The sequence below is a fragment of the Microbulbifer sp. HZ11 genome (assembly GCF_000708675.1).
GTDB lineage: Bacteria > Pseudomonadota > Gammaproteobacteria > Pseudomonadales > Cellvibrionaceae > Microbulbifer.
Genome location: NZ_JELR01000002.1, coordinates 1,902,317 through 1,924,030, shown reverse-complemented (window position 1 = coordinate 1,924,030; position 21,714 = coordinate 1,902,317). Strand labels below are relative to the sequence as shown.

Sequence of the window (21,714 nt, the reverse complement as noted above, 5' to 3'; positions counted from 1 at the left end):
ATAAGAATCGCGATCGGCGGAAGATTATGAACGATCGTCAGTACAAAAGGCCAGCACGAAATCCTGCAGGTCACCAGTTTCAGGGGATCATATCGCCGGTATCATGGCCATTGGTCGTCCTCTTCCTGCGGTGGCCAGGGCTGTGCGTCCTCCACCGGAGCACCCCGGCGACGCTCCTGCTCCTGGATGCGCTGCTCGAGCTGACGCCGCTCTTCCTGTGCGCGACGCTCTTCCTCCAGGTAGCGCTGCTCCTGCTGGCGACCGGACTCTTCGAGACGCTGCAAACGCTCGGCTTCGGTCTGCGGGATACGCTGCTGCGGATACTGTTGCGGCTGCTGGGGCACCGGTTGCCCTTCAAGGTCCAGTTGCTCACGCAGTTGACGTTCCCGCTCCTGTTGTTCTTTCTGCTGGCGCTCGCGGCGCTGCTGTTCCGGGTCTATTCCCCAGCCAGGGGTCATATCCTCCCGCGGCGCAACATTTTCGTCGTCGCGGTCAAACCAGTTGCGGAACCAACCACGGCGCTCACAGCGCGGGTCGGTCACCAGCCGGCTCTCTGTGGAAATCGGCACCTCGCGCCCGCCCTGGCAGTAGCGCGGGTCCATGTACTCACCCTTTTCGTTGATGGGCTTCCACTCCACCCCCCTTGGCGCCTGAATACGGCCGTGGCGGTGGGGCAACTGTCGCATAATTTCGGTCCAGATACTCAGCGCACCGGTAGCGCCGGTGAGGCTGGTGCGTTCGTTGTCATCCCGGCCCAGCCATACCACCGCTGTCACTCCCGGGCTGAAGCCGGCAAACCAGCTGTCCCGATAGTTGTTGGTGGTACCGGTCTTGCCGGCGAAGGGCACACTGTTGGGCAGGCGGCGGTAGGCACTTTTGCCGGTTCCCTCACGCATGACCTGTTCCAGCCCGTAGCGCAGCAGGTAGATGGGCACCTCATCCACCCCCCGATTGGTCTTGGGGCGAAAACGTTGAACCTGGGCACCTTCGGCATCCGATACCGCCAACAGTGTGCGCGGCTCTACATGTTCACCGCCATTCGCCATGGTCTGGTACATGCCCGCCACTTCGTAGGGCGTCAATTCCACTGCACCCAGAAACAGGGAGGGCACCCGCGGAAGGTTCGCCTGCACGCCTAGTCGACGAATGGTCTGGCGCACACTCTCGATCCCGAGATCCAGCCCCAGACGCGCCGTCGCCTGGTTGTAGGAACGGGACAGTGCCACGTACAGGGGCACCTGACCGTGGCTGCGGTTGTTGAAGTTGGCCGGCATCCACACCTGGCCATCCTCACTGACCTCGCGAATCGGCGCATCATCGATCAGGGTTCCCAGATTGTACTCATGGGCGCGCTCCAGGGCGGTCAGATACACCGCCGGCTTGATCAGAGAGCCGATCTGACGGCGCGCTTCCAGAGCGCGGTTAAAGCCCGGGTAGTGAGGGCGGCGGTCACCCACCATGGCGAGCACATTACCACTGTGGTTTTCCAGGATCACCGTGGCGCCCTGCAGGGAATCCGCCTTGATCCCGCGATCCTTCTCCAGCTTGGTCGCCCCATCGCTAATGGCATCTTCCGCGAGCTGTTGCACCGACGGCGCGAGGGTGGTGTAGACCCGCAGACCAGCGGTCCGCAGCTCCTCTACGGAGTAATAGGGGCGCAACTCCTCAAGCAGGCGCTCGGTAAACGCCGGGTAGGGATTCTGGGCCGCGGCACCGACGGTGGCCACCTCCAGCGGCTTTTTCTTCAGCCGCGCGAGATCTTCCTCACTAATCAACCCCTGCTCCTGCATCACATCCAGCACCGTGTTGCGACGTTCCAGCGCGCGCTTGGGATGCCGCCAGGGGTTGTAATAGGACGCGCCCTTGGCCAGCCCCACCAGCAGAGCGATCTGATGAGGCTCCAGTTGGTTCAGGGGTTTGTGGAAATAGAACTCGGCCGCGAGACCGAAGCCGTAGATAGCACGACTACCCTGCTGCCCCAACCAGACCTCGTTGATGTACTCCTGGAGGATGTAAGCCTTGTCGTAATGGATCTCCATCAGGATCGCCATCAACGCTTCGTTAAACTTCCGCCACAGGCTGGGCTTGTGATCGAAAAAGATGTTCTTTACCAGCTGCTGGGTGATAGTGGAGCCACCCTGTACCACGCCGCCGGCCTTGAAATTGGCGACCATGGCACGGGCAATCCCTCGGGGCGAAACGCCGAAGTGATGAGCAAAATCCTGGTCCTCCACCGCGATCAGGGTTGCCCCCAACAACGGCGGAATTTCTTCAATACGCACCGGAGTGCGGTCGTCTCCGCCGCCCAGCAATGTACCAATGGGGGCTGCGTCCAGACGGAACTCCTTGATCCCCGTACCGGCTTCATCACGCAGGCCGCTCAACTCATCGTTGCGCAGACGAAAGCGTACCTTGGCGGCCTGTTCGCGCTTGTCGGCGTGGATAAAGTCCCTTCGCCACACCAGATATTCCATGCCGTCCCGCTGCCACTGGCCCGGTTCATCGACCGCCGCTACCTTTTTGTAATTGAGTGCCGCAAATTCCGCCTCCAGCTCATCCGGGCGCATCACCATGCCTTCTTTCAGCACGAGCGGGCGCGCAAACACCCGCGCTGGCAGCTGATACTGGCGACTATCGAGACGCTCGCGCAACTGCATGTCCAGCCATACCATATAGCCCGCCAGCACCAGCACACCGAGCAGGGCAAGCAGGCTGAGGCGCTTGATCCAGCGACCGAGGCGCCCCTCGCTGCGATGGGAACGTTTGGTGGTAGAGCGGCGTTTTTTCGCTGGCATAGAAATCCGGATAACAATCAGAAAAAGAACTGGGTAACGGGTACATCGAGCCTGGGCAACTCCGCCCGTTTCGGGCACGCCTCAAGCTGTTATAGCGGGCATTTATAAGGTCGGCCGCGCACAAGTCAAACCCGGCGGGTCACGGCGCGCCAACCATAGTCCCGCCGTCGCCACCTCCCCTCCTCCCGACGGCAGGTGCCCAAAACTTGCACTGCACCGGTGGGCCGCCATAATGCGCCCATTCAAGAATACTCAGGCTCGTTTTACGGACGCACTACCCCATGCACAACCCCTCACACAAATACGAACTCTACGGCATCGGCGCTGCCCTGCTCGACACGGAAATCGAAGTCACCGACAGCGACCTGCAGACTCTCGGGGTAGACAAGGGGGTAATGACCCTGGTGGATGACAGCCGCCAGCAGCAGCTGGTGGGCGACCTCAAAAACCACCTGGTCACCGCCAGCCACGCCTGCGGCGGCTCCGGCGCCAACACCATCATCGGCGCCAGCTATTTCGGTCTCAGGACTTTCTACTCCTGCAAGGTTGCCAATGACGACAATGGCGCCTTCTACCGCGACAACCTCGCCGCCGCCGGCGTCGCCTACCCACAGGTATTAAACAGTGCCGACAGCGGCACCACCGGCAAATGCCTCGTGCTCATCACCCCCGACGCCGAGCGCAGCATGAATACTTACCTCGGCATCAGTGCCGACCTATCAGTCAGCGAACTCGACTGCGAGGCCCTGGCACAATCCAAGTGGGCTTACATCGAAGGCTACCTCGTCTCCTCCCCCACCGGCCGCGCCGCCGCCATCGCCCTGCGTGAGCAGGCCGAAGCAGGGGGCGTAAAAACCGCCCTGAGCCTATCCGACCCCATGATGGTGCAACTGTTCCACGACGGCCTCAAAGAAATGATCGGCGGTGGCGTCGACCTGCTGTTCTGCAACCGCGAAGAAGCCCTCAAGTACTGCAACACCGATTCCCTGGAAGAGGCCGCCCAGGCCCTGCGCAACCACTGCGACGCCTTCGCCATCACTCTCGGCGCCGACGGCGCACTGCTGTGGGACGGCGAACAGGAAATTCGCGTCGCCAGCCCCAGGGTAAAAGCCATCGATACCAATGGCGCCGGCGACATGTTCGCAGGCGCCTTCCTGTTCGGGATCAACCGTGGAAAAAGTTTTGCCGAAGCCGGCGAACTGGCGTGCCGCGCGGCGGCCCAGGTGGTGAGCCAGTATGGACCGAGACTGCGCCCGGAGCAGCATCAGGAGCTGCTGGAACAGACGGCAAACGCGTAAAAGAAGAAAACGATCGGCGAACGAAGCAAAAAAAGCCGATGCGAAGGCCGAGTGCCGGGTGAGGGTTTTCAGGAGCGTCGCAAACAGGGCCGAAGGCGCCGCGCTGAAGCGGCCGGGTACTTTGCGACGCAGCGCCCAAGGATGGGTTAACAGGGGGGCGCCTAGCTCGGTCCTGAAAACCCTTACCCGGTGCTCGGCCGCCACCAGAGGAAATTCAAAACCACCCGAAGGCCCGAAGGAATCAATTCACAGAAGAAGGACGCGGCCCACTAATCTCAGGCAGGCAGGCAGCAGCGGCGATCCCGAACCCCTGCGCATAATCCACCCCCATCATCCGCAGCTTCTCCAAAAGCTCCGGCGTCTCCGCAAACTCTGCAATGGTACTGATCCCCATCCGCTTCGCCAGATGATCCACGGTACTCACCATCGCACTGTCGATCTCATCCTCCAGCATATTGCGCACAAAGGACCCATCGATTTTCAGATAATCCACCGGCAACTGACGCAGATACGCCAGCGAAGAGGCACCGCGACCAAAATCATCCAACGCAAAGCTGCAACCCGCCGCCCGCAGCTTGTGGATAAACATCAGCGCCCGATCGAGATTATTGATCGCACTCGTCTCGGTAATCTCAAACTGCACCCGGGACGGAGCCACGCCAGCCTCCGTCAACTCGCGCAGCACAAAATCCGCAAAGTACTCGTCCCCGAGACTGATCCCGGAAATATTGATCGCATAGTGGAAACCACCGGAACCACTGCTCTGCTCCAGCGCCATATAGTGGAAGATCTTGCGGATCACCCAGCGATCCACATCATCAATGATGCCGTAGCGCTCCGCCGCCGGTAAAAACAGTCCCGGAGAAATCACGTCACCATCGCGCCCGCGCATGCGCACCAGCACCTCGTAATGGTGCACCCGGTTTTTTTCCTGCAGCGCCACTACCGGCTGGCGGTACAGCATCAAGCGGTCCTCGCGAATCGCCGCGTGGATCTCCGCAAGCCAGGTACTCTCGCGACGCTTCTCCAGCGCCTTGCGGGAATCCCCGAAAAATTTTACCCGGTTGCGCCCCTGATCCCGCGCCGCGCTACAGGCATCATTGGCCGACGCCAGCAATTGGCTGGCAGGGGGCGCATGGGTATCCACGCTCACCGCTCCGATCGACAACGCCGGGCGGGTCTCACTGCTCTCCCACTCGAAGACAAACTCGTTCACCGCTTCCCGCAAGCGGGTCACGATACGTTTGGCCTCTTCCAGAGTGCAGTCGCGCAACAGCAGCGCAAACTCGTCACTCCCCACGCGCCCCAACAAATCTCCCTTACCCAGACAACGGGTCAGAATACCGGCAAGGGCAATCAGTAACGCATCTCCGGCGCTGTAACCGAGAGTGTCGTTGACCACCTTGAACTGGTACACATCGAGATACAGGAGGATATGATGCTGACGGGGACCAGCCTCGCTATTGAGCAGCTGTTGCAGTGAGTGCTCAAAGGTCTGCCGGTTGGGCAGGCGGGTTAGTGCATCGTGGCTGCTGTGCCAACTGAGGCGGGAAGATATTCGGCGAGCTTCCGATGTGTGGCGCAACACCAGCACATAGCCCTCGAGATTGACACCCTCTTTCAGGCTGTTCACCTGGATGCTGATTTCCACCAGCTCACCACCCGCACTGCGGTGCCCCTCCCGGTAAATGTATGCCTGAATCTCACGACGGCTGGGCACCTCTTCGCCATCAGCACAGGCCAATGACAGGTCGAGTGGCGCACCCGACGCATCCTGCAATGACAGGCTCTCGGCGAGCAGTTGCCCCGGCAGTAACCCCATCAGATTACCGCACAGCTCACCCGCCAGCGGGTTGCTGTAGCGGATACGGCCGTGGCGATCAGTGATCACCACGCCATCAGCCACCTCACCCAGCGCCAACTCCGCAGCGGCCGTCGTCAGCTGCCCTTCGGGTAGCGGGTCCGGCTCCACGTTATCCAGCTGGCCATGATAGCGAGCATTTTGGGGGTCGAATTCAGTCAAGGGACATCCAGTTCAATGGGCCTTCACAATCAAACGCCTAATCTGAGCATGACACTCACTCGTCTCAGCCAGCTTATCACAGGTGCTGACGGAGGAATGCTTTCAACTTTTCATCTTCGAATGCCCGCTGCAGGGTAGCGCTGAGCAGCTGATTGATGGTGCTCTCCACCTCTTCCTGGCTAGGCTTGATCAGATTGCGGTCTTTACCGCTGGTGCTGTAATTTCCAAAAAACGTTGCACCCTTGACGGTCACCTGCAACTGAATTGCCGCACCGGAATTTACTTTGGTGGTGTATAGCTTGTTTGGGCTGCTGTAAGTGAGCTCGGTCAGGTTCGCGACCACTTGTACATCGCCGCCACCCTCAACGCCGCGGAACGACCAGGATTCAAAGCCCTGATAAAGCGCATCAGACATGGCCCGCTCGATATTATTGGCCAGGGTCACATTGGAAGAATCGGCGTAGACGCCACCGAGCGAACCCAACCCCTCACCGCCCAACTGGTTAGTACCGCGTGCGGAGAGTGTGTACCCACTACCGATGGTGTCTGCTGCCACCGCAACCTGAGGCTTGATTTCTACCTGCACAGGACTGTGAGCACAGGCACCAAGCATGACTGCAAAACCTGTTACCAGAATTGCGGCCAGTAATTTCATAGCGTTCTCCATTTAATACATTGTGTGGCGTTCATCTGCAGTGCCGCCGACATCCCATGTTGACAGCCCGTTGGTTCGAGGGCCGGAGCTGAATGACAACAGAAAGATACGGGAAATTCCGTTACCACTTCACCTTTCTCAACCAACAGGCCCGATTTAATCGCCAGTGGGCTCAACCGTGTCCGTGGTGGTGATGGTGGTGGTGAGCGTCTTGTGGCTTGCCCGCGCGCATGCCCGCGGGAGGCGACTCAGTCAGTCCCAACACCGGCAGTTCCAGCTGCTGAATACCGCCGTCAGCGAAAACCAGCCTTAACGCAAGAGTGTCGCCCGCTTTCAGCCGAACACCGTGCACCATCAGGTGGGTCGCACCGGGGCCCATTTCAAGTACACCCTGCGCGGGAACCGCCAATTTTTCCACCGGCCGCATCCGGCTCACTCCATCCACCTGTTGAGTGGTGTGCAGCTCGATTTTCGCCGCGGGGTGGGCGGGCGCCTCGATACGCTTCAGCACCCGTGCGGCATTTGCGGGATTACGCAGCTGAAGATATGCAGCCCCCACCGGCGCGCCGGAGGGCATTTCCCGTGCATAACCAAGCGCATCCACCCTTTTACCGGCTTCGGGGTCCGGGGCTGGCTCATCCGCCGTGACTGCCAGGGGCAGACAAGCGGTTATGCACAGCGCAAACAGAACGTGAAGTTTGATCATTATCATTGTTTCCGTATTGCCACCGTTCACTGGCTCTTTTGTAACAGTAAACGGGGCGGATTGCCGAGCTTTATATCACCCCGAACGCGATAACCGGGCACTGCCTTACGCAGCTGCCCATATATCCAGCGACCCTCGCTGTCATCCCGGGCCACGATAACCACGCGCAACTGGTGCTGGCGGATACGCAAGGCAAGGTCACCCAGCATCTGCACCATGGTCTCGGAGCGCGCGGACAGCTCCGCGGGGGGCAGCGGCACCGTCTGCGCTCCGGGCCCCTCCAGGAGAACATCCTCGCGGGCACGCTGCTGCTCACGCTGAGCCTGCTTGCGAACCTCTGCCGACAGCGGGTTACCCGGCGCAATTTCATCGGCGGTATTCAGCAGGCTGTTCACCCGCCCGAACGAACGCTGTCGCAGCGCATCCCGGGCCTGATCCACCAAATGCATCACCAGTGTCTGGATACCGGCCGCGGCCTGGGCGTTGCCCGGATCTAACTGCAGTACCTGCAAATAGAAGTCGTAAGCGCTGCCCCCCGCGGGCATGGTGATAAACCCTTCTCGCTGTGCCTCTTCCGCGCGCCCAAGAAAATGGCGAACGGTGCGCTGGCGAATCTCTTCCGGGCTTGGCCCCGATGGCGGCGGTGGCTCAATCACCGGAGGAGGTGGCTCAGGCGGCGGCGTGGTACATCCCGAGAGCAAAGCGAGCGCAAAGTACGCCGGGATTGGAGACAGCACAGGCAAACGGCGAGCGCGGCTAATCCGCCGGACTGGTCCATCCGGAGCTCGAAATGCGACCGAAATCAACTTTCTGATAACCACCTCCATGCAGCAGCGGCCACGACAGCCACTGTTGTTTTTTTGTACCAAGACCACCGTTATACTGCCTGCACACCTACCCGACACTGCGAGCGTTGCTGCGGATGGCACCAGCCACACTTTAGGCCGCCCCGCTTTGCAGGGAACACCAGCTGACCACGACAGTCCTATTCAGCTCGACTATAAAGAATTTTATTGCCAATGACTGCGAAGACATACAACGCGGGAGAATACTTCCCGCACCAAAGACCGGACCGGCCATACCTGCCATCTAGCCTGCTGGCCGCAGCCACCGCCATGCTCATGGCAACCCTGCTGGGCCTGCTCCTGCCGGCCTCCGCGCGGGCTCAGTCCGACAGTCCTTTTGCAGCCCTGAGCAGTGGCCAGGATGAATTCCTGCCGGTAGATCAGGCCTATCAACTGGACTTCCTTATCTCCGACGACAGCGCCAGTGCAATGTTCCAGATCGCACCGGAATACTATCTCTATAGAGATAAGCTCTCGGTGTACTTGGTAGACGGCGACAACAAGAGCCCTCTGCCACTCAACCTTGAGGCTGGCGAAGTCATCTGGGATGACTATTTCGAAAAAGAAACCGAGGTGTATCGATGGCAGCTGGAGGTCCCCCTCGCACTGAAGAACGATACCAGCAAAGCCCGGATACAGGTGCATTATCAGGGCTGTGCCGATGCCGGGCTCTGTTATCCGCCCCAAATTCGCAACTTCGAACTGGACCTGGCGCAGAAGACTGCGGCACTCATTGAAGGCGACGGCGGATTTGGCTCCGGTGGCAGCACGGAGACAATCGTCTCTCCGCCCGGGCCGCTGCAAAGTGGCGGCGCCAGTGACGGCAGCCTGCTGCTGGCCATGGCCCTGGCGTTCGGTGGCGGCCTACTGCTCAACCTGATGCCTTGCGTTTTTCCGGTGCTGTCCATCAAGGCGCTGGCCATCACCCACAGCGGTGACCGCCAGCATCTCCACGGCTGGTCCTATACCGCCGGCGTGGTGGCCACCTTCCTGCTGATTGCGGCACTGATGCTGGCCCTGCGCACCGCCGGTGAAGCGGTAGGCTGGGGCTTCCAGCTGCAGTCGCCGGTGGTGGTCGCGGCGCTGGCGTACCTGTTCTTCGCCATGGGTCTCAGCCTGTCCGGGCTGACCGAATTCGGCGGCCGCCTGATGGGCCTTGGGGCCGGCAGTGAAAGCAGGGGCCTCGGCGGCTCCTTTTCCACCGGCGCACTGGCCACCGTGGTTGCAAGCCCATGCACCGCCCCGCTGATGGGCTCCGCCCTGGGGTTTGCGGTTACCCAACCAGCCCCCATCGCACTGGCGGTATTTGCAGCATTGGGCTTTGGCATGGCCGCGCCCTTCCTGCTGCTGACCTACGTTCCCACCCTGGCCCAACGCCTGCCGCGCCCCGGCCCCTGGATGGACACCCTGAAGCAGCTGCTGGCCTTCCCCATGTACCTGACCGCCGTTTGGCTGCTGTGGGTACTCGGGCGACAGACCGGCAGCGACGGTGTCGCACTGGTGCTCGCCGGCGCCGTGGCCATCGCTTTCGCCCTGTGGCTGTGGCCCGCAGCCACCTTTAATGGTAACCGCTGGCTGCGCAGCGGGTTTGCCATTGCGGCAATTGCCGGCGCGGTGTGGGTGCTGCCCAATCTGAGCAGCGCACCCGGCCAGATGGCCCAGAGCAAAAGTGATTACTGGCAACCCTACTCACCGGAAGCGCTGGAAAGCGCCCGCAGCGAAGGGCGCCCGGTATTGATCAATATGACCGCCGCCTGGTGCATCACCTGCCTTGCCAACGAGAAGGTTGTGCTGTCCAGCGACGCCATCAAGGCTGCCGTTGGCGATATGGGCTTCACTGCACTAAAAGGCGACTGGACCAACCAGGACCCGCAGATCACCGATTTACTGGCCCGCTATGGCCGCTCCAGCGTACCGCTCTATCTGCTGTTCCCCGCCGGCGGCGGCGAGCCCCAGATATTGCCGCAGATTCTCACTCGCGAAGGTCTGCTGACCGCCATGCGCACCGCAACTGGCCGTGAGGCGGTGGCGGAAACCCCCGCGCTGGACTGACCTCCATCGCCCGGCGGCCGACACGGCCCGCCGGGCACGCCTCTCACACTCTGTCCTTTCGATATCGCGGACCCACCAACGCCATTCCAGCCATTCGAGTAGGCGAAGCAGCCACCCCAACCGAAACTTTGCACGTATTAGGGCGCGAATTTCGGCGAACTGCGCGCAACGTCTCTATTTGAGCATTTGAGGCATGGACAGAGGGTCACTTTTGCGGCAAACTCCCGCGCAATTTCGGTAAATCTGCCGTTTGACGTTGTTTTCCGGGCAGTTGCATGACTTTTTCCGGATTTTAGTCACAATTTCTCGCGCCCCACCATCCCGTCGGGCGAGGCATAGAGTGAGGCACTGAATGGCGAAGCTGCTGTTGCTACATGGCCCCAATCTGAACCTACTGGGCACCCGTGAGCCGGCCATCTACGGCTCCACCACCCTTGCCCAGATTGATAAAGCCGCCCGCGCTCAGTGCGCCGCCGCAGGCTGTGCGTTCAACAGCCTGCAGAGCAATCACGAGGGTGAGCTCGTGGACCGCATCCAGAAGGCATCTGCCGAAAAGGTCGATTTCATCGTTATCAACCCCGCCGCTTTCACGCACACCAGCGTTGCCCTGCGCGATGCCCTGGCGGGGGTATCAATCCCGTTTATTGAGGTGCACCTGTCCAACCCCCATGCCCGGGAAGCCTTCCGCCACCATTCGTATTTATCGGATCTGGCGCAGGGCGTGATCTGTGGGTTTGGAGCAGATAGCTACACTCTGGCCCTTGAGGCGGCACTCAAGCGCCTCAACTAATCATCGGACAGGTAGCAGCAAATACATTTTTCATTCCCTGACTGCGCGTCGGGGAACCAGCAATCAAGAAATCGAGAGTGAACGTTATGGATATCCGCAAAATCAAAAAGCTGATCGAACTGCTCGAAGAGTCCGATATCGGCGAACTGGAAATTAAAGAGGGCGAAGAGTCCGTTCGCATCAGCCGTGGCACCAGCGGTGCCAGCATGCAGATGCCGCAGATGGCCATGCCGATGGCCGCCGCTCCGGTAGCTCCTCAGGCGCCTGCCGCTCCGGCCCCAGCCACCGCACCAGCCGAACCCGCTGCCGAATCCGTTCCCGCGCTGACTGGCCACCCGGTAAAATCCCCGATGGTGGGCACCTTCTACGCGGCATCCAGCCCCGGCGCCGACCCCTTCGTCAAAGTCGGCCAGCAGGTAAAAGTGGGTGACGTCATCTGTATCGTCGAAGCCATGAAGATGATGAATCAGATCGAAGCGGACAAGGCCGGCACCATTGAATCCATTCTGGTGGAAGACGGTCAACCGGTAGAGTTTGACCAGCCGCTCGTCGTCATTTCCTGAGCGGGGGCGTTTACGCATGTTTGAAAAAATCCTGATTGCCAACCGCGGTGAGATCGCCCTGCGGGTGCTGCGCGCGTGTAAGGAAATGGGCATTGCCACCGTGGCGGTGCACTCCCAGATCGACCGCGACCTGAAGCACGTACGCCTGGCGGACGAGGCCGTGTGTATCGGCCCGAACCCGTCACCACAGAGCTACCTGAATATTCCTGCCATTATCGCGGCGATGGAAATTACCGACTCGGTGGCGGTACACCCGGGATACGGTTTCCTTGCTGAAAATGCTGACTTCGCCGAGCAGGTGCAGAAAAGCGGTTTCACCTTTATCGGCCCGGACGCAGACACCATCCGCCTGATGGGCGATAAGGTATCCGCCATTGCCGCAATGAAGAAAGCCGGCGTCCCCACGGTGCCGGGCTCCGACGGCCCGCTGCCGGACGACGGTGAAAAGTGCCTGGAAATCGCCCGCCGTATCGGTCTGCCGGTGATCATCAAGGCTGCCGCCGGTGGCGGTGGTCGCGGCATGCGAGTGGTGCACAGCGAGGGCGCCCTGCTGAATGCCATTTCGGTAACAAAATCCGAAGCCGGTGCCGCCTTTGGTGACAGCACCGTGTACATGGAGAAATTCCTGCAGAACCCGCGCCACGTGGAAATCCAGGTGATGTCCGACGGTCAGGGCAACGCGGTCAACTTCGGCGACCGCGACTGCTCCCTGCAGCGCCGCCACCAGAAGGTTCTGGAAGAAGCGCCGGCGCCGGGCATCCCGGACAAGGTGCGCAAAGACGTTCAGGACGCCTGTGTGCAGGCGTGTATTGATATCGGCTACCGCGGTGCCGGTACTTTCGAGTTCCTGTACGAGGACGAGCGCTTCTACTTCATCGAGATGAACACCCGTATTCAGGTGGAGCATCCGGTATCCGAGATGGTCACCGGCGTGGACCTGATCAAGGAGCAGATCCGGGTTTGTGCGGGTGAAAAGCTGTCTTTCAAGCAGGAAGACATCAAGATCACCGGCCACTCTTTCGAGTGCCGCATCAACGCGGAAGACCCCAAGACCTTCTTCCCCAGCCCTGGCAAGGTGGAAAACTTCCACGCACCGGGCGGTCTGGGCGTACGGGTGGATTCTCACCTGTATTCCGGCTACACCGTACCGCCCAACTACGATTCCATGATCGCCAAGATCATCACCCACGCCGAGGATCGAGAAACCGCCCTGGCACGGATGCGGGTTGCCCTGAGTGAAATGATCGTCACCGGCATCAAGACCAATATCCCCTTACAGGAAGACCTGGTGCGCGATGCGGAATTTGCCAAAGGTGGGGTGAATATCCACTACCTCGAGAAGAAACTGGGGCTTGAATAAGCCTCTCTGCCTTCTATTAGCCCGGTGGTAGTGCTTCTTTTGCTAGCACCGGGCGGCAAAGCACCGGGTGGGTGTTTTTGAAACCGCTGTGAATACATCCCTGTACGCTGCGTCGCAAACGTCCCTGTTTGCGACGCTTTCAAAAACACCCACCCGGCACTTTGCCTTCAGTCGTCCCCTTCCTACCCTGTAAGCTTCCCCGATCGAATAGAATGTCCCGATGCCCGATTCGAAGGCTCCGCTGCCGGTATGGCTTTGCGAGACCTTCTAAAACAGGGACGTTTTAGAAGAGCCCCCATGGATGGGTTCACGGCGTGTCTCGCAAAGCCATACCGGCAGTGGAGCCGCCACATACGACCCAAGCACAGACCACACTACCCGGAAACCCAAAGACAAATGCCCTGGCTCCAACTTAGAGTGAACACCAACCGCGAACAGGCCGAGAAGATCGAAAATGCCATGCTGTTCGCCGGCGCCGTCTCCGTCACCCTGCAAGACAACGCCGACCAACCCATCCTCGAACCCGGCCTCGGCGAAACGCCCCTCTGGGACGAAACCCTCGTCACTGGTCTGTTCGACGCCGAAATAGACACCAGCGTCACCGAAGCCAAGGCAGCCTCCTATCTTTGCGAACTCCTCCCCAACGCCCGCTGGGAGCAACTCGAAGACAAAGACTGGGAACGGGAGTGGATGAGTCACTACAAACCCATCCAGTGTGCCGACAACCTGTGGATCTGTCCCAGCTGGTGCGAACCGCCGGCGCCGCAAGCCGTCAACATCATGCTCGACCCTGGCCTCGCCTTCGGCACCGGTACGCACCCCACCACCTTCCTGTGCCTGCAATGGCTTGCCGGCGAGCCGGTGCAGGGCAAAACCGCGGTCGACTTCGGCTGCGGCTCCGGCATCCTGGGTATTGGCGCTCTACTGCTCGGTGCCGAATCCGCCATGGGCACCGACATCGACCCCCAGGCGCTGCTCGCCAGCCGTGACAACGCCGTGCGCAACGGCCTGGACCCCGAGCGCTTCCCGGTTTACCTGCCGGAAAAGGCCCCCAAACCGGAAGAGTCCAGCGCCGACATCATGCTCGCCAATATCCTCGCCGGGCCGCTGGTAGAACTGGCCCCCCAGCTGGTCGAGCGCACCAAGGTCGGCGGTCGCATCTGCCTGTCCGGTATTCTCATCAGTCAAGCAGAAAAGGTGAAAGCGGCGTACAGCCAGTGGATCGACTTTGACCAGAATGGCGAGAAGGAAGAGTGGGTACGCCTGAGCGGAACAAGGGCTAGGTAGCCCACGAAAGCCAAATGCGAAGGCGCTGATGGCGATACTCTTTCGTGGGACCGTCTGCGGCCAGGACGGCCGCAGACGAGCCCCCTGGGATGGGGTTACGGCATGTCCCGCGAAAGAGTATCGGTAGCTGCGCCGCCCGGGCCCCAGCTTACGAAGCACCCAAACCGCCTGCGGACTACGCGCCAAGCCCTCCGGCTGATAAACTCCCCCGCTAAAGCAATAATCGTCGAATTCCATGTCGCAACTGGTCACCCGCTGCCCCCACTGCAGCACCTCATTTCACGTCAGCGAACAACAGCTGCGCGCCGCCCGTGGCGCCGTGCGCTGCGGCTCCTGCCTGCAGGTATTCCGCGCCGACGAAAATATCGTCTTCAACGAGCGTGACCCGCAGCCAGCATCCAAGAAAGCCATCGAAGAACTGCTCGAAGACGACGACTTCCTCATTCACGACGATATTGACCTCGACGGCGACGACGAAGACCTGCCCCGGCCGAAAAAAACCTCACAACCGCCCGGCAAGGCCCCACCGGAAGATCAAAAGCCCGGCCAGAACCCCGTCATCGACGATGCCTTTGGTGAGCAACAGTGGCAGGACCTTGACCGCGAAACGGAAGAGAGCGCGGAAGAACAGCTGGACATTGAAGCGGAGATCGACCAGCTCGGTGTCATCTCCGAAGACCCTTGGGCGGAAGAGATCGCGCGTGAAGAATCCAGCAGAACCGATAGCAGGCCGCCGGCGCTGAAACCGGAAGAGGACCTTTTCGCCGAGCAATACGCAAGCCCCAAGGACACCATCACGCCCGCCGAGGAGCACGACTTCTTCTCTACAGAAGAAGCGCAGACAAGCGAATCCGCTCCCGCCGATGAAGAGCCCTTCAGCGCTCTTCCGGACGACCACCTCGATGCCGCCGAAATGAGCGAGAGGCACCTGGATACAGGACAGCTTGAGGCCGCGCCCCTGCTGCCCAAAGACCAGCTGATCTCCGCCATCGGCCCTGCCCCCATCGAGATGACCTGGCAACCCAAACGTCACAATCGGGTACCCACATGGCTGTGGGCCGTGGGATCGGTCATTCTGTTACTCGGGCTGATAGCACAGACCGCCTACTTCCAGTTCGACGCCCTTAGCAAGCGAGACCCCTGGCGCAACCTCTATGCCCAGGTCTGCCCGATTGTCGGCTGCAAACTGCCACCTCAAGTAGACATCAACGCCATCCACACCGCCAACCTGGTGGTGCGCAGCCACCCCCAGATTCCGGGCGCGCTTGCAGTCGAAGCGGTACTGCTGAATCGAGCCCCTTTCGACCAGCCCTTCCCGACATTACAGCTGCGCTTTACCGATCTCAAGAATGCGCCGGTGGCCAGCCGCCGCTTCAACCCACGGGACTACCTGCGCGGGGAACTGTCCGGACGCCAGCTGATGCCTGCAGGCAACCCGGTACATATCGCCCTCGACATCGTCGACCCCGGGTCAGACGCCGTGAATTACGAGCTGCGCATTTCACCGCAGTAACCCATTCATTCGTCGATTGCAGCTCACATGCCCCCTATCCAATGGGGCATGCTGACGCCCTTTACCACAAAATCTTGCACAAAGATCGCCCTAAACGGCCAGCCATCGAACAATTTGCGCGCTTTTTCGCTTTTCCAGCTGGCGGGCAGCCGCTATCATAGGCCGCTCTTTGACACCGAATGAGACCAGACCTGCGGGAGGGCAAGTTGCCCACGGAATTGCCAAGCAACTTCGCCATAGGCCCATACACAATAACGGCACCAGTGATTCTGGCGCCAATGGCCGGCGTAACTGATCGCCCCTTCCGCAGACTGTGCCGTGAGCTCGGCGCCGGTCTCGTGGTCTCCGAGATGGTCACCTCCGACACCAGCCTGTGGAACAGTCGCAAATCGCGGATGCGCCTGGATCATGCCGGTGAGACGGGTCCTATTTCGGTGCAGATAGCCGGCGGCGACCCAGAGATGATGGCAGAGGCCGCGCGGGCAAACGTCGAGCGCGGTGCCCAGATCATCGATATCAATATGGGTTGCCCGGCAAAAAAGGTGTGCAAAAAAGCAGCGGGCTCTGCCCTGCTGCGTGACGAAAAGCTGGTCGCCGACATACTTGAAGCGGTGGTTCGATCCGTCCCAGTTCCAGTGACGCTGAAAATTCGCACTGGCTGGTGCCCGGATAGCCGCAACGGTGTGACGGTGGCCAAAATGGCCGAGGATCTCGGAATTTCTGCCCTGGCAGTCCATGGACGCACCCGCGCCTGTGGCTACCATGGCCAGGCCGAATTCGATACCATTGCCGAGATTGCGTCTGCGGTAACGATACCTGTCTTTGCCAACGGCGACATTACCGGCGCGGAGAAGGCCCGCAAGGTGTTGGACTACACCGGCGCCACAGCGGTCATGATTGGCCGTGCGGCTCAGGGACGTCCATGGATTTTCCGGGAGATTGCCCACTACCTGGCAACAGGGGAGCAACTGCCGGAGCCCTCACTGGAAGAAGTCAGGGACATATTAAGCACTCACCTGAGTGAACTGCACCGTTTTTACGGTGAGGTTATGGGGGTACGTATCGCACGCAAGCACGTGGGCTGGTACGTGAAAACACTCGCGGACAGCGAGGACTTTCGAAAAACCTTTAACCGATTGGATAGCGCAGAAGCACAACATGCCAGCGTTCGTGAGTGGTTTGAACGCCGAATAACTAGAGGGGCAAAAGCGGCATGAATAACGAAGCACTGATTCCGGATACCAGCGATGTGGTATCCACTGGGGGCCAGACTCAACTACAACAACCGCAGGCCTTGCGCGATGCGGTTGAACAGGCGATGGAAAACTACTTCCGTCACCTGGACGGTCAGATGGTGACCGATGTGTACGATATGGTGCTGTCCGAGATTGAAGCGCCGATGCTGGAAGTGGTAATGAAACACACCCGCCACAACCAGACGCGCGCCGCACAGCTGCTGGGCCTCAACCGGGGTACCCTGCGCAAGAAGCTCAAGCGCTACGGTCTGCTGTAAGGCGGCCAACCGCTACCGGCAGGCACAGGCCGGAGCGGTAAAAATTCGACGAGGGGGGATGGGCCAGGCTCATCCCCCCTCGCTATTTGCTAATGATGCAATTTGCCCGCTCAGCACTTGAGATCCGGTGCAGTGGCGCCAAACCACTGGGTACGGAATTTCAAAATCGCATAAATACATCCATGTAGCTCCGGCGGTTTCGAAATTCCGTACCCAGCACTTTGGCTTCGATTCTGACTTAGCGACTTCGTGAACAATTACCCTTTTCAGAAACTACGACGGACCAACAGCTATGACTGACAAGGTGGCCATTCGCCGCGCGCTGATCAGCGTTTCCGACAAAACCGGCATTGTGGAATTTGCCCGTGAACTCTCCTCCATGGGCGTGGAGATCCTCTCCACCGGCGGCACCTACCGCCAGCTGGGCGAAGCCGGTATCCCGGTAGTGGAAGTCTCCGACTACACCGGCTTTCCGGAAATGATGGACGGCCGCGTAAAAACCCTGCACCCGAAAGTGCACGGCGGCATCCTCGGCCGTCGCGGCAAAGACGATGCGGTAATGGACGAACACGGCATCAAGCCCATCGACATGGTCGTGGTCAACCTCTATCCCTTCAAGGCCACCGTCGCCGATCCTGACTGCGACCTGCCGACTGCGATCGAGAATATCGACATCGGCGGCCCTACCATGGTCCGCTCTGCCGCCAAGAATCACAAGGACGTCGCCATCGTGGTCAACGCCCACAGCTACGACACCGTGATCGAGGAGATGAAAGCCAACGACGGTCAGCTGGGCTACGAAACCCGCTACGACCTGATGGTGCAGGCGTTCGAGCATACCGCCCAGTATGACGGCATGATCGCCAACCACTTCGGTGCGCGTAACACCAGCAACGAAGCCCGCGAGTTCCCCAACACCTTCAACGTCCAGTTCGAAAAAGCCCAGGACATGCGCTACGGCGAGAACCCGCACCAGAAAGCGGCGTTCTACGTGGAAGCCGACGCGGAAGAGGCCTCCGTCTCCACCGCCAGCCAGCTGCAGGGCAAGGAACTCTCCTTTAACAACGTCGCCGACACCGACGCCGCCCTGGAAACCGTCAAACTGTTCGACGAACCCGCCTGCGTCATCGTCAAACACGCCAACCCCTGTGGCGTCGCCGTAGCCGCCGACATCAAGACCGCCTACGAACTGGCCTTCGCCACCGACCCGGAATCCGCTTTCGGCGGCATCATCGCCTTCAACCGCGAACTGGACGCCGACACCGCCCAGCTGATCGTCGACAAACAGTTCTCCGAAGTCATCATCGCCCCCAAGGTCAGCGCCGAAGCCGCCCAGGCCGTGTCCGCGAAAAAGAACGTACGCCTGCTGGAATGCGGCGAGTGGGACAGCGTCCGCCCGGCCGCCTTCGACTACAAGCGCGTCACCGGTGGTTTGTTAGTACAGGAAAAAGACAACGGCATGGTTGCGAAAGATGACCTCAAAGTGGTCACCAAGGTACAGCCCTCTGACGAACAACTGGACGAGCTGCTGTTCGCCTGGAAAGTCGCCAAAATGGTCAAATCCAACGCCATCATCTACGCCAAAGACGGCCGCACCATCGGCGTCGGCGCCGGCCAGATGAGCCGCGTCAACTCCGCCCGCATCGCCGCCATCAAAGCCGAACACGCCGGCCTCGAAGTGAAGGGCGCCGTTATGGCCTCCGACGCCTTCTTCCCCTTCCGCGACGGCATCGACAACGCCGCCAAGGTTGGCATCAGCGCCGTCATCCAGCCCGGCGGTTCCATGCGCGATGAAGAAGTCATCGCCGCAGCGGACGAGCACGGTATGGCGATGGTGTTTACCGGTATGCGTCACTTCCGTCACTAAGCAACTACGACACCTTCCGGGTTGCACACAGCCCGGATACGAAGGGCCAAGTGCCGAGGCCCGTTTGCGAGACCTTCACCGCCATGGATGGCGGTGCAGAGCCCCCAGGGATGGGTTCACGGCGTGTCTCGCAAACGGGCATCGGCACTTGGCCCGCCACGGAGCTGGCAAACCACCACCCTGCCATCACTCCGTCACCTGTCCGACAAGTTAAGAATGCTAAACTAGCCCACCTAAATCACAGGCACGGGGAAACTCAAGAATGAACATCCTGGTAATCGGCTCTGGTGGCCGCGAACACGCACTGGCCTGGAAGGCCGCCCAAAACCCCGCCGTAGACACCGTCTTCGTCGCACCGGGCAACGCCGGCACCGCCCGCGAACCCAAACTCCAGAACGTCAACATCGGCGTCGACAACTTCTCCGCCCTGTCCGACCTCGTCGAAGAAAAAGGCATCGACCTCACCATCGTCGGCCCCGAAGCCCCGCTGGTTGACGGCATTGTCGACTTCTTCAACAGCCGCGGCCACAACATCTTCGGCCCCGAAAAAGCCGCCGCCCAGCTCGAAGGCTCCAAAGCCTTCACCAAAGATTTCCTGGAACGCCACGCCATCCCCACCGCCGACTACCAGAACTTCACCGAAGTCGAACCGGCGATTGAATACATCCGCGAAAAAGGCGCCCCCATCGTCGTCAAAGCCGACGGCCTCGCCGCCGGTAAAGGTGTCATCGTCGCCGAAAGCACCGAACAGGCCGAACTGGCCGTACGCGACATGCTGAGCGGCAACGCCTTCGGCGACGCCGGCTGCCGCGTGGTGATCGAAGAATTCCTCACCGGCGAAGAAGCCAGCTTCATCGTCATGGTCGACGGCGAAAACATCGTGCCCATGGCCACCAGCCAGGACCACAAACGTGTCGGCGACGGCGACACCGGCCCCAACACCGGCGGCATGGGCGCCTACTCCCCGGCTCCGGTAGTGACCCAGGATGTGTACGAGCGCGTGATGAAAGAAGTCATCGAGCCCACCGTCCAGGGCCTTGCTTCCGAAGGCATGCCCTACACCGGCTTCCTGTACGCCGGTCTGATGATCAACGAAGAGGGCGCGCCCAAGGTCATCGAGTACAACTGCCGCTTCGGCGATCCGGAAACCCAGCCGATCATGATGCGCCTCAAGTCCGACCTGGTTGAGCTGTGCATGGCCGCGGTGGAGAAACGCCTGGACCAGGTGACCGTCGAGTGGGACGCCCGCCCGGCGCTCGGCGTAGTACTCGCCGCCCACGGCTACCCCGGCAGCTACCGCAAGGGCGACGCCATCTCTGGTCTCGACAAGGCAGACAGTGAAAACGCCAAGGTCTTCCAGGCCGGTACCGCACTGGACGGCGAGCGTGTCGTCACCAGCGGCGGCCGCGTTCTGTGCGCAACCGCCCTCGGCGATACCGTGGCGGAAGCCCAAGCCAACGCCTACGAGTGCGCGCGCAAGATCTACTGGGAAGGTTCCTTCTATCGCAAGGACATCGGTTACCGCGCGGTAGAACGGGAAGAAGCCGAGAAAGCGTAAGTATTGTTTCGAGCATATCGAGGAACACATCAGTGAGCAGCCATCGCCAACTGACCGGACTCGACCGCCTGCTGCTGCAGGCGGACCGCGCCCTGCGCACCCTGAGCCCCGGCTCGCCCTGTCACGAGCGCCCGTCACCGTCGAAGTCTGTGGATGAAGCGGAACTTGCCGACAGCGAACGCCGCCACGCAGCGGGCTTGATGCGGGTCAACCACAGCGGCGAAGTCTGCGCCCAAGCCCTGTACCAGGGCCAGGCACTCACCGCGAAGTTGCCCCAGGTACGCGCGGAAATGGAACACGCCGCGGACGAAGAAATCGACCACCTGGCCTGGTGCGAACAGCGCCTGGACGAACTTGGCAGCCGCCCCAGCGTGCTCAACCCACTCTGGTACGGGCTTTCCTTTGGCATTGGCGCTGCGGCGGGCAAGATCAGTGACAAGGTCAGCCTGGGCTTTGTTGCCGCTACCGAAGAGCAGGTGTGCAAACATCTGGAAAGCCACCTGCAGGAACTGCCCCCGCAGGACGAGAAAAGTCGCGCGGTGGTTGAGCAGATGTTGGTGGATGAGGCCAAGCATCAGCATGCGGCACTGGATGCTGGGGGGGCTCGGTTCCCTGGCCCGGTTAAGGGATTGATGACCCTCGTATCTAAAGCGATGACCTCCGCAAGCTATCGCCTTTAACGCCTCCTTGGCGGTTGTGCTGCCGGATGGGGACTTGCGAGACACGAGCTAGGCGCCCCCCTTAACCCATCCCTGGGGGCTCTTCTAAAACATCCCTGTTTTAGAAGGTCTCGCAAGTCCCCATCCGGCAGCACAACCTTCGTACCGACCTTCATCACTACGAAGTAATTGGTACGAATCAAAGCTGGAGTGCCGGGTGATAGGTTTCA

At 60.6% G+C, this 21,714-nt stretch carries 17 protein-coding genes; 12 read left to right on the top strand and 5 right to left on the bottom strand.

Going from position 1 to position 21,714, the window contains the following annotated elements; translation table 11 throughout:
- Window positions 1-101 precede the first annotated feature (101 nt).
- Complete coding sequence (mrcB, locus tag AU11_RS15750) at window positions 102-2,795, bottom strand: penicillin-binding protein 1B (RefSeq protein ID WP_043320204.1); 2,694 nt, start codon at window positions 2,793-2,795, stop codon at window positions 102-104.
- 281 nt (window positions 2,796-3,076) lie between these two features.
- On the opposite strand from mrcB, the gene AU11_RS15745 reads away from it, so the two are divergent.
- Window positions 3,077-4,093: an adenosine kinase gene (locus AU11_RS15745; RefSeq protein WP_043320203.1), complete on the top strand. Its 1,017-nt coding sequence runs from the start codon at window positions 3,077-3,079 to the stop codon at window positions 4,091-4,093.
- 241 nt (window positions 4,094-4,334) lie between these two features.
- On the opposite strand, the gene AU11_RS15740 is transcribed toward AU11_RS15745, so the two are convergent.
- From AU11_RS15740 to AU11_RS15725, 4 genes are all read right to left on the bottom strand, one after another.
- The gene (locus AU11_RS15740; protein ID WP_043320202.1) at window positions 4,335-6,116 is read right to left on the bottom strand and encodes an EAL domain-containing protein; all 1,782 of its coding nucleotides are present in this window, start codon (window positions 6,114-6,116) and stop codon (window positions 4,335-4,337) included.
- A 76-nt stretch (window positions 6,117-6,192) separates the two neighbouring features.
- A complete protein-coding gene (locus AU11_RS15735; protein WP_043320201.1) occupies window positions 6,193-6,771 on the bottom strand; it encodes a YajG family lipoprotein in 579 nt (192 codons plus the stop codon).
- 172 nt (window positions 6,772-6,943) lie between these two features.
- On the bottom strand, window positions 6,944-7,477 hold the full coding sequence (locus AU11_RS17885) for a copper chaperone PCu(A)C (RefSeq protein ID WP_051687312.1): 534 nt from the start codon (window positions 7,475-7,477) through the stop codon (window positions 6,944-6,946).
- Between the two features lie 26 nt (window positions 7,478-7,503).
- Window positions 7,504-8,133, bottom strand: coding sequence for an N-acetylglucosaminyltransferase (locus AU11_RS15725; RefSeq protein ID WP_231491990.1), 630 nt, complete (start codon window positions 8,131-8,133; stop codon window positions 7,504-7,506).
- A 363-nt stretch (window positions 8,134-8,496) separates the two neighbouring features.
- On the opposite strand from AU11_RS15725, the gene AU11_RS15720 reads away from it, so the two are divergent.
- The 11 genes from AU11_RS15720 (at window position 8,497) to coq7 (ending at window position 21,505) form a co-directional block, all read left to right on the top strand.
- Window positions 8,497-10,374, top strand: a complete 1,878-nt coding sequence (locus tag AU11_RS15720; protein ID WP_051687310.1) for a protein-disulfide reductase DsbD — start codon at window positions 8,497-8,499, stop codon at window positions 10,372-10,374.
- Between the two features lie 352 nt (window positions 10,375-10,726).
- Window positions 10,727-11,164 (top strand): type II 3-dehydroquinate dehydratase, encoded by a 438-nt coding sequence (gene aroQ, locus AU11_RS15715; RefSeq protein ID WP_043320200.1) that lies wholly within the window; start codon window positions 10,727-10,729, stop codon window positions 11,162-11,164.
- Between the two features lie 86 nt (window positions 11,165-11,250).
- Window positions 11,251-11,727 carry an acetyl-CoA carboxylase biotin carboxyl carrier protein gene (gene accB / locus AU11_RS15710; RefSeq protein ID WP_043320199.1) on the top strand — a complete coding sequence of 159 codons (477 nt, stop codon included), beginning with the start codon at window positions 11,251-11,253 and terminating at the stop codon, window positions 11,725-11,727.
- 16 nt (window positions 11,728-11,743) lie between these two features.
- Window positions 11,744-13,087: an acetyl-CoA carboxylase biotin carboxylase subunit gene (gene accC / locus AU11_RS15705; RefSeq protein WP_043320198.1), complete on the top strand. Its 1,344-nt coding sequence runs from the start codon at window positions 11,744-11,746 to the stop codon at window positions 13,085-13,087.
- 396 nt (window positions 13,088-13,483) lie between these two features.
- Window positions 13,484-14,374, top strand: a complete 891-nt coding sequence (gene prmA, locus AU11_RS15700; RefSeq protein WP_043320197.1) for a 50S ribosomal protein L11 methyltransferase — start codon at window positions 13,484-13,486, stop codon at window positions 14,372-14,374.
- 235 nt (window positions 14,375-14,609) lie between these two features.
- Window positions 14,610-15,887 carry a DUF3426 domain-containing protein gene (locus AU11_RS15695; protein ID WP_043320196.1) on the top strand — a complete coding sequence of 426 codons (1,278 nt, stop codon included), beginning with the start codon at window positions 14,610-14,612 and terminating at the stop codon, window positions 15,885-15,887.
- 179 nt (window positions 15,888-16,066) lie between these two features.
- Entirely contained in the window at window positions 16,067-17,104 is a 1,038-nt protein-coding gene (gene dusB / locus AU11_RS15690) for a tRNA dihydrouridine synthase DusB (protein ID WP_081848161.1), read from the top strand.
- Window positions 17,101-17,400, top strand: coding sequence for a DNA-binding transcriptional regulator Fis (gene fis / locus AU11_RS15685; protein ID WP_051687308.1), 300 nt, complete (start codon window positions 17,101-17,103; stop codon window positions 17,398-17,400). Before dusB ends, fis begins: the two co-directional genes overlap by 4 nt.
- A gap of 292 nt (window positions 17,401-17,692) precedes the next feature.
- Entirely contained in the window at window positions 17,693-19,267 is a 1,575-nt protein-coding gene (purH, locus tag AU11_RS15680) for a bifunctional phosphoribosylaminoimidazolecarboxamide formyltransferase/IMP cyclohydrolase (RefSeq protein ID WP_043320195.1), read from the top strand.
- A gap of 262 nt (window positions 19,268-19,529) precedes the next feature.
- Window positions 19,530-20,825, top strand: a complete 1,296-nt coding sequence (gene purD / locus AU11_RS15675; protein WP_043320194.1) for a phosphoribosylamine--glycine ligase — start codon at window positions 19,530-19,532, stop codon at window positions 20,823-20,825.
- Window positions 20,826-20,857: 32 nt separating this feature from the next.
- Window positions 20,858-21,505, top strand: coding sequence for a 2-polyprenyl-3-methyl-6-methoxy-1,4-benzoquinone monooxygenase (gene coq7 / locus AU11_RS15670; protein WP_043320193.1), 648 nt, complete (start codon window positions 20,858-20,860; stop codon window positions 21,503-21,505).
- Window positions 21,506-21,714: the final 209 nt, after the last annotated feature.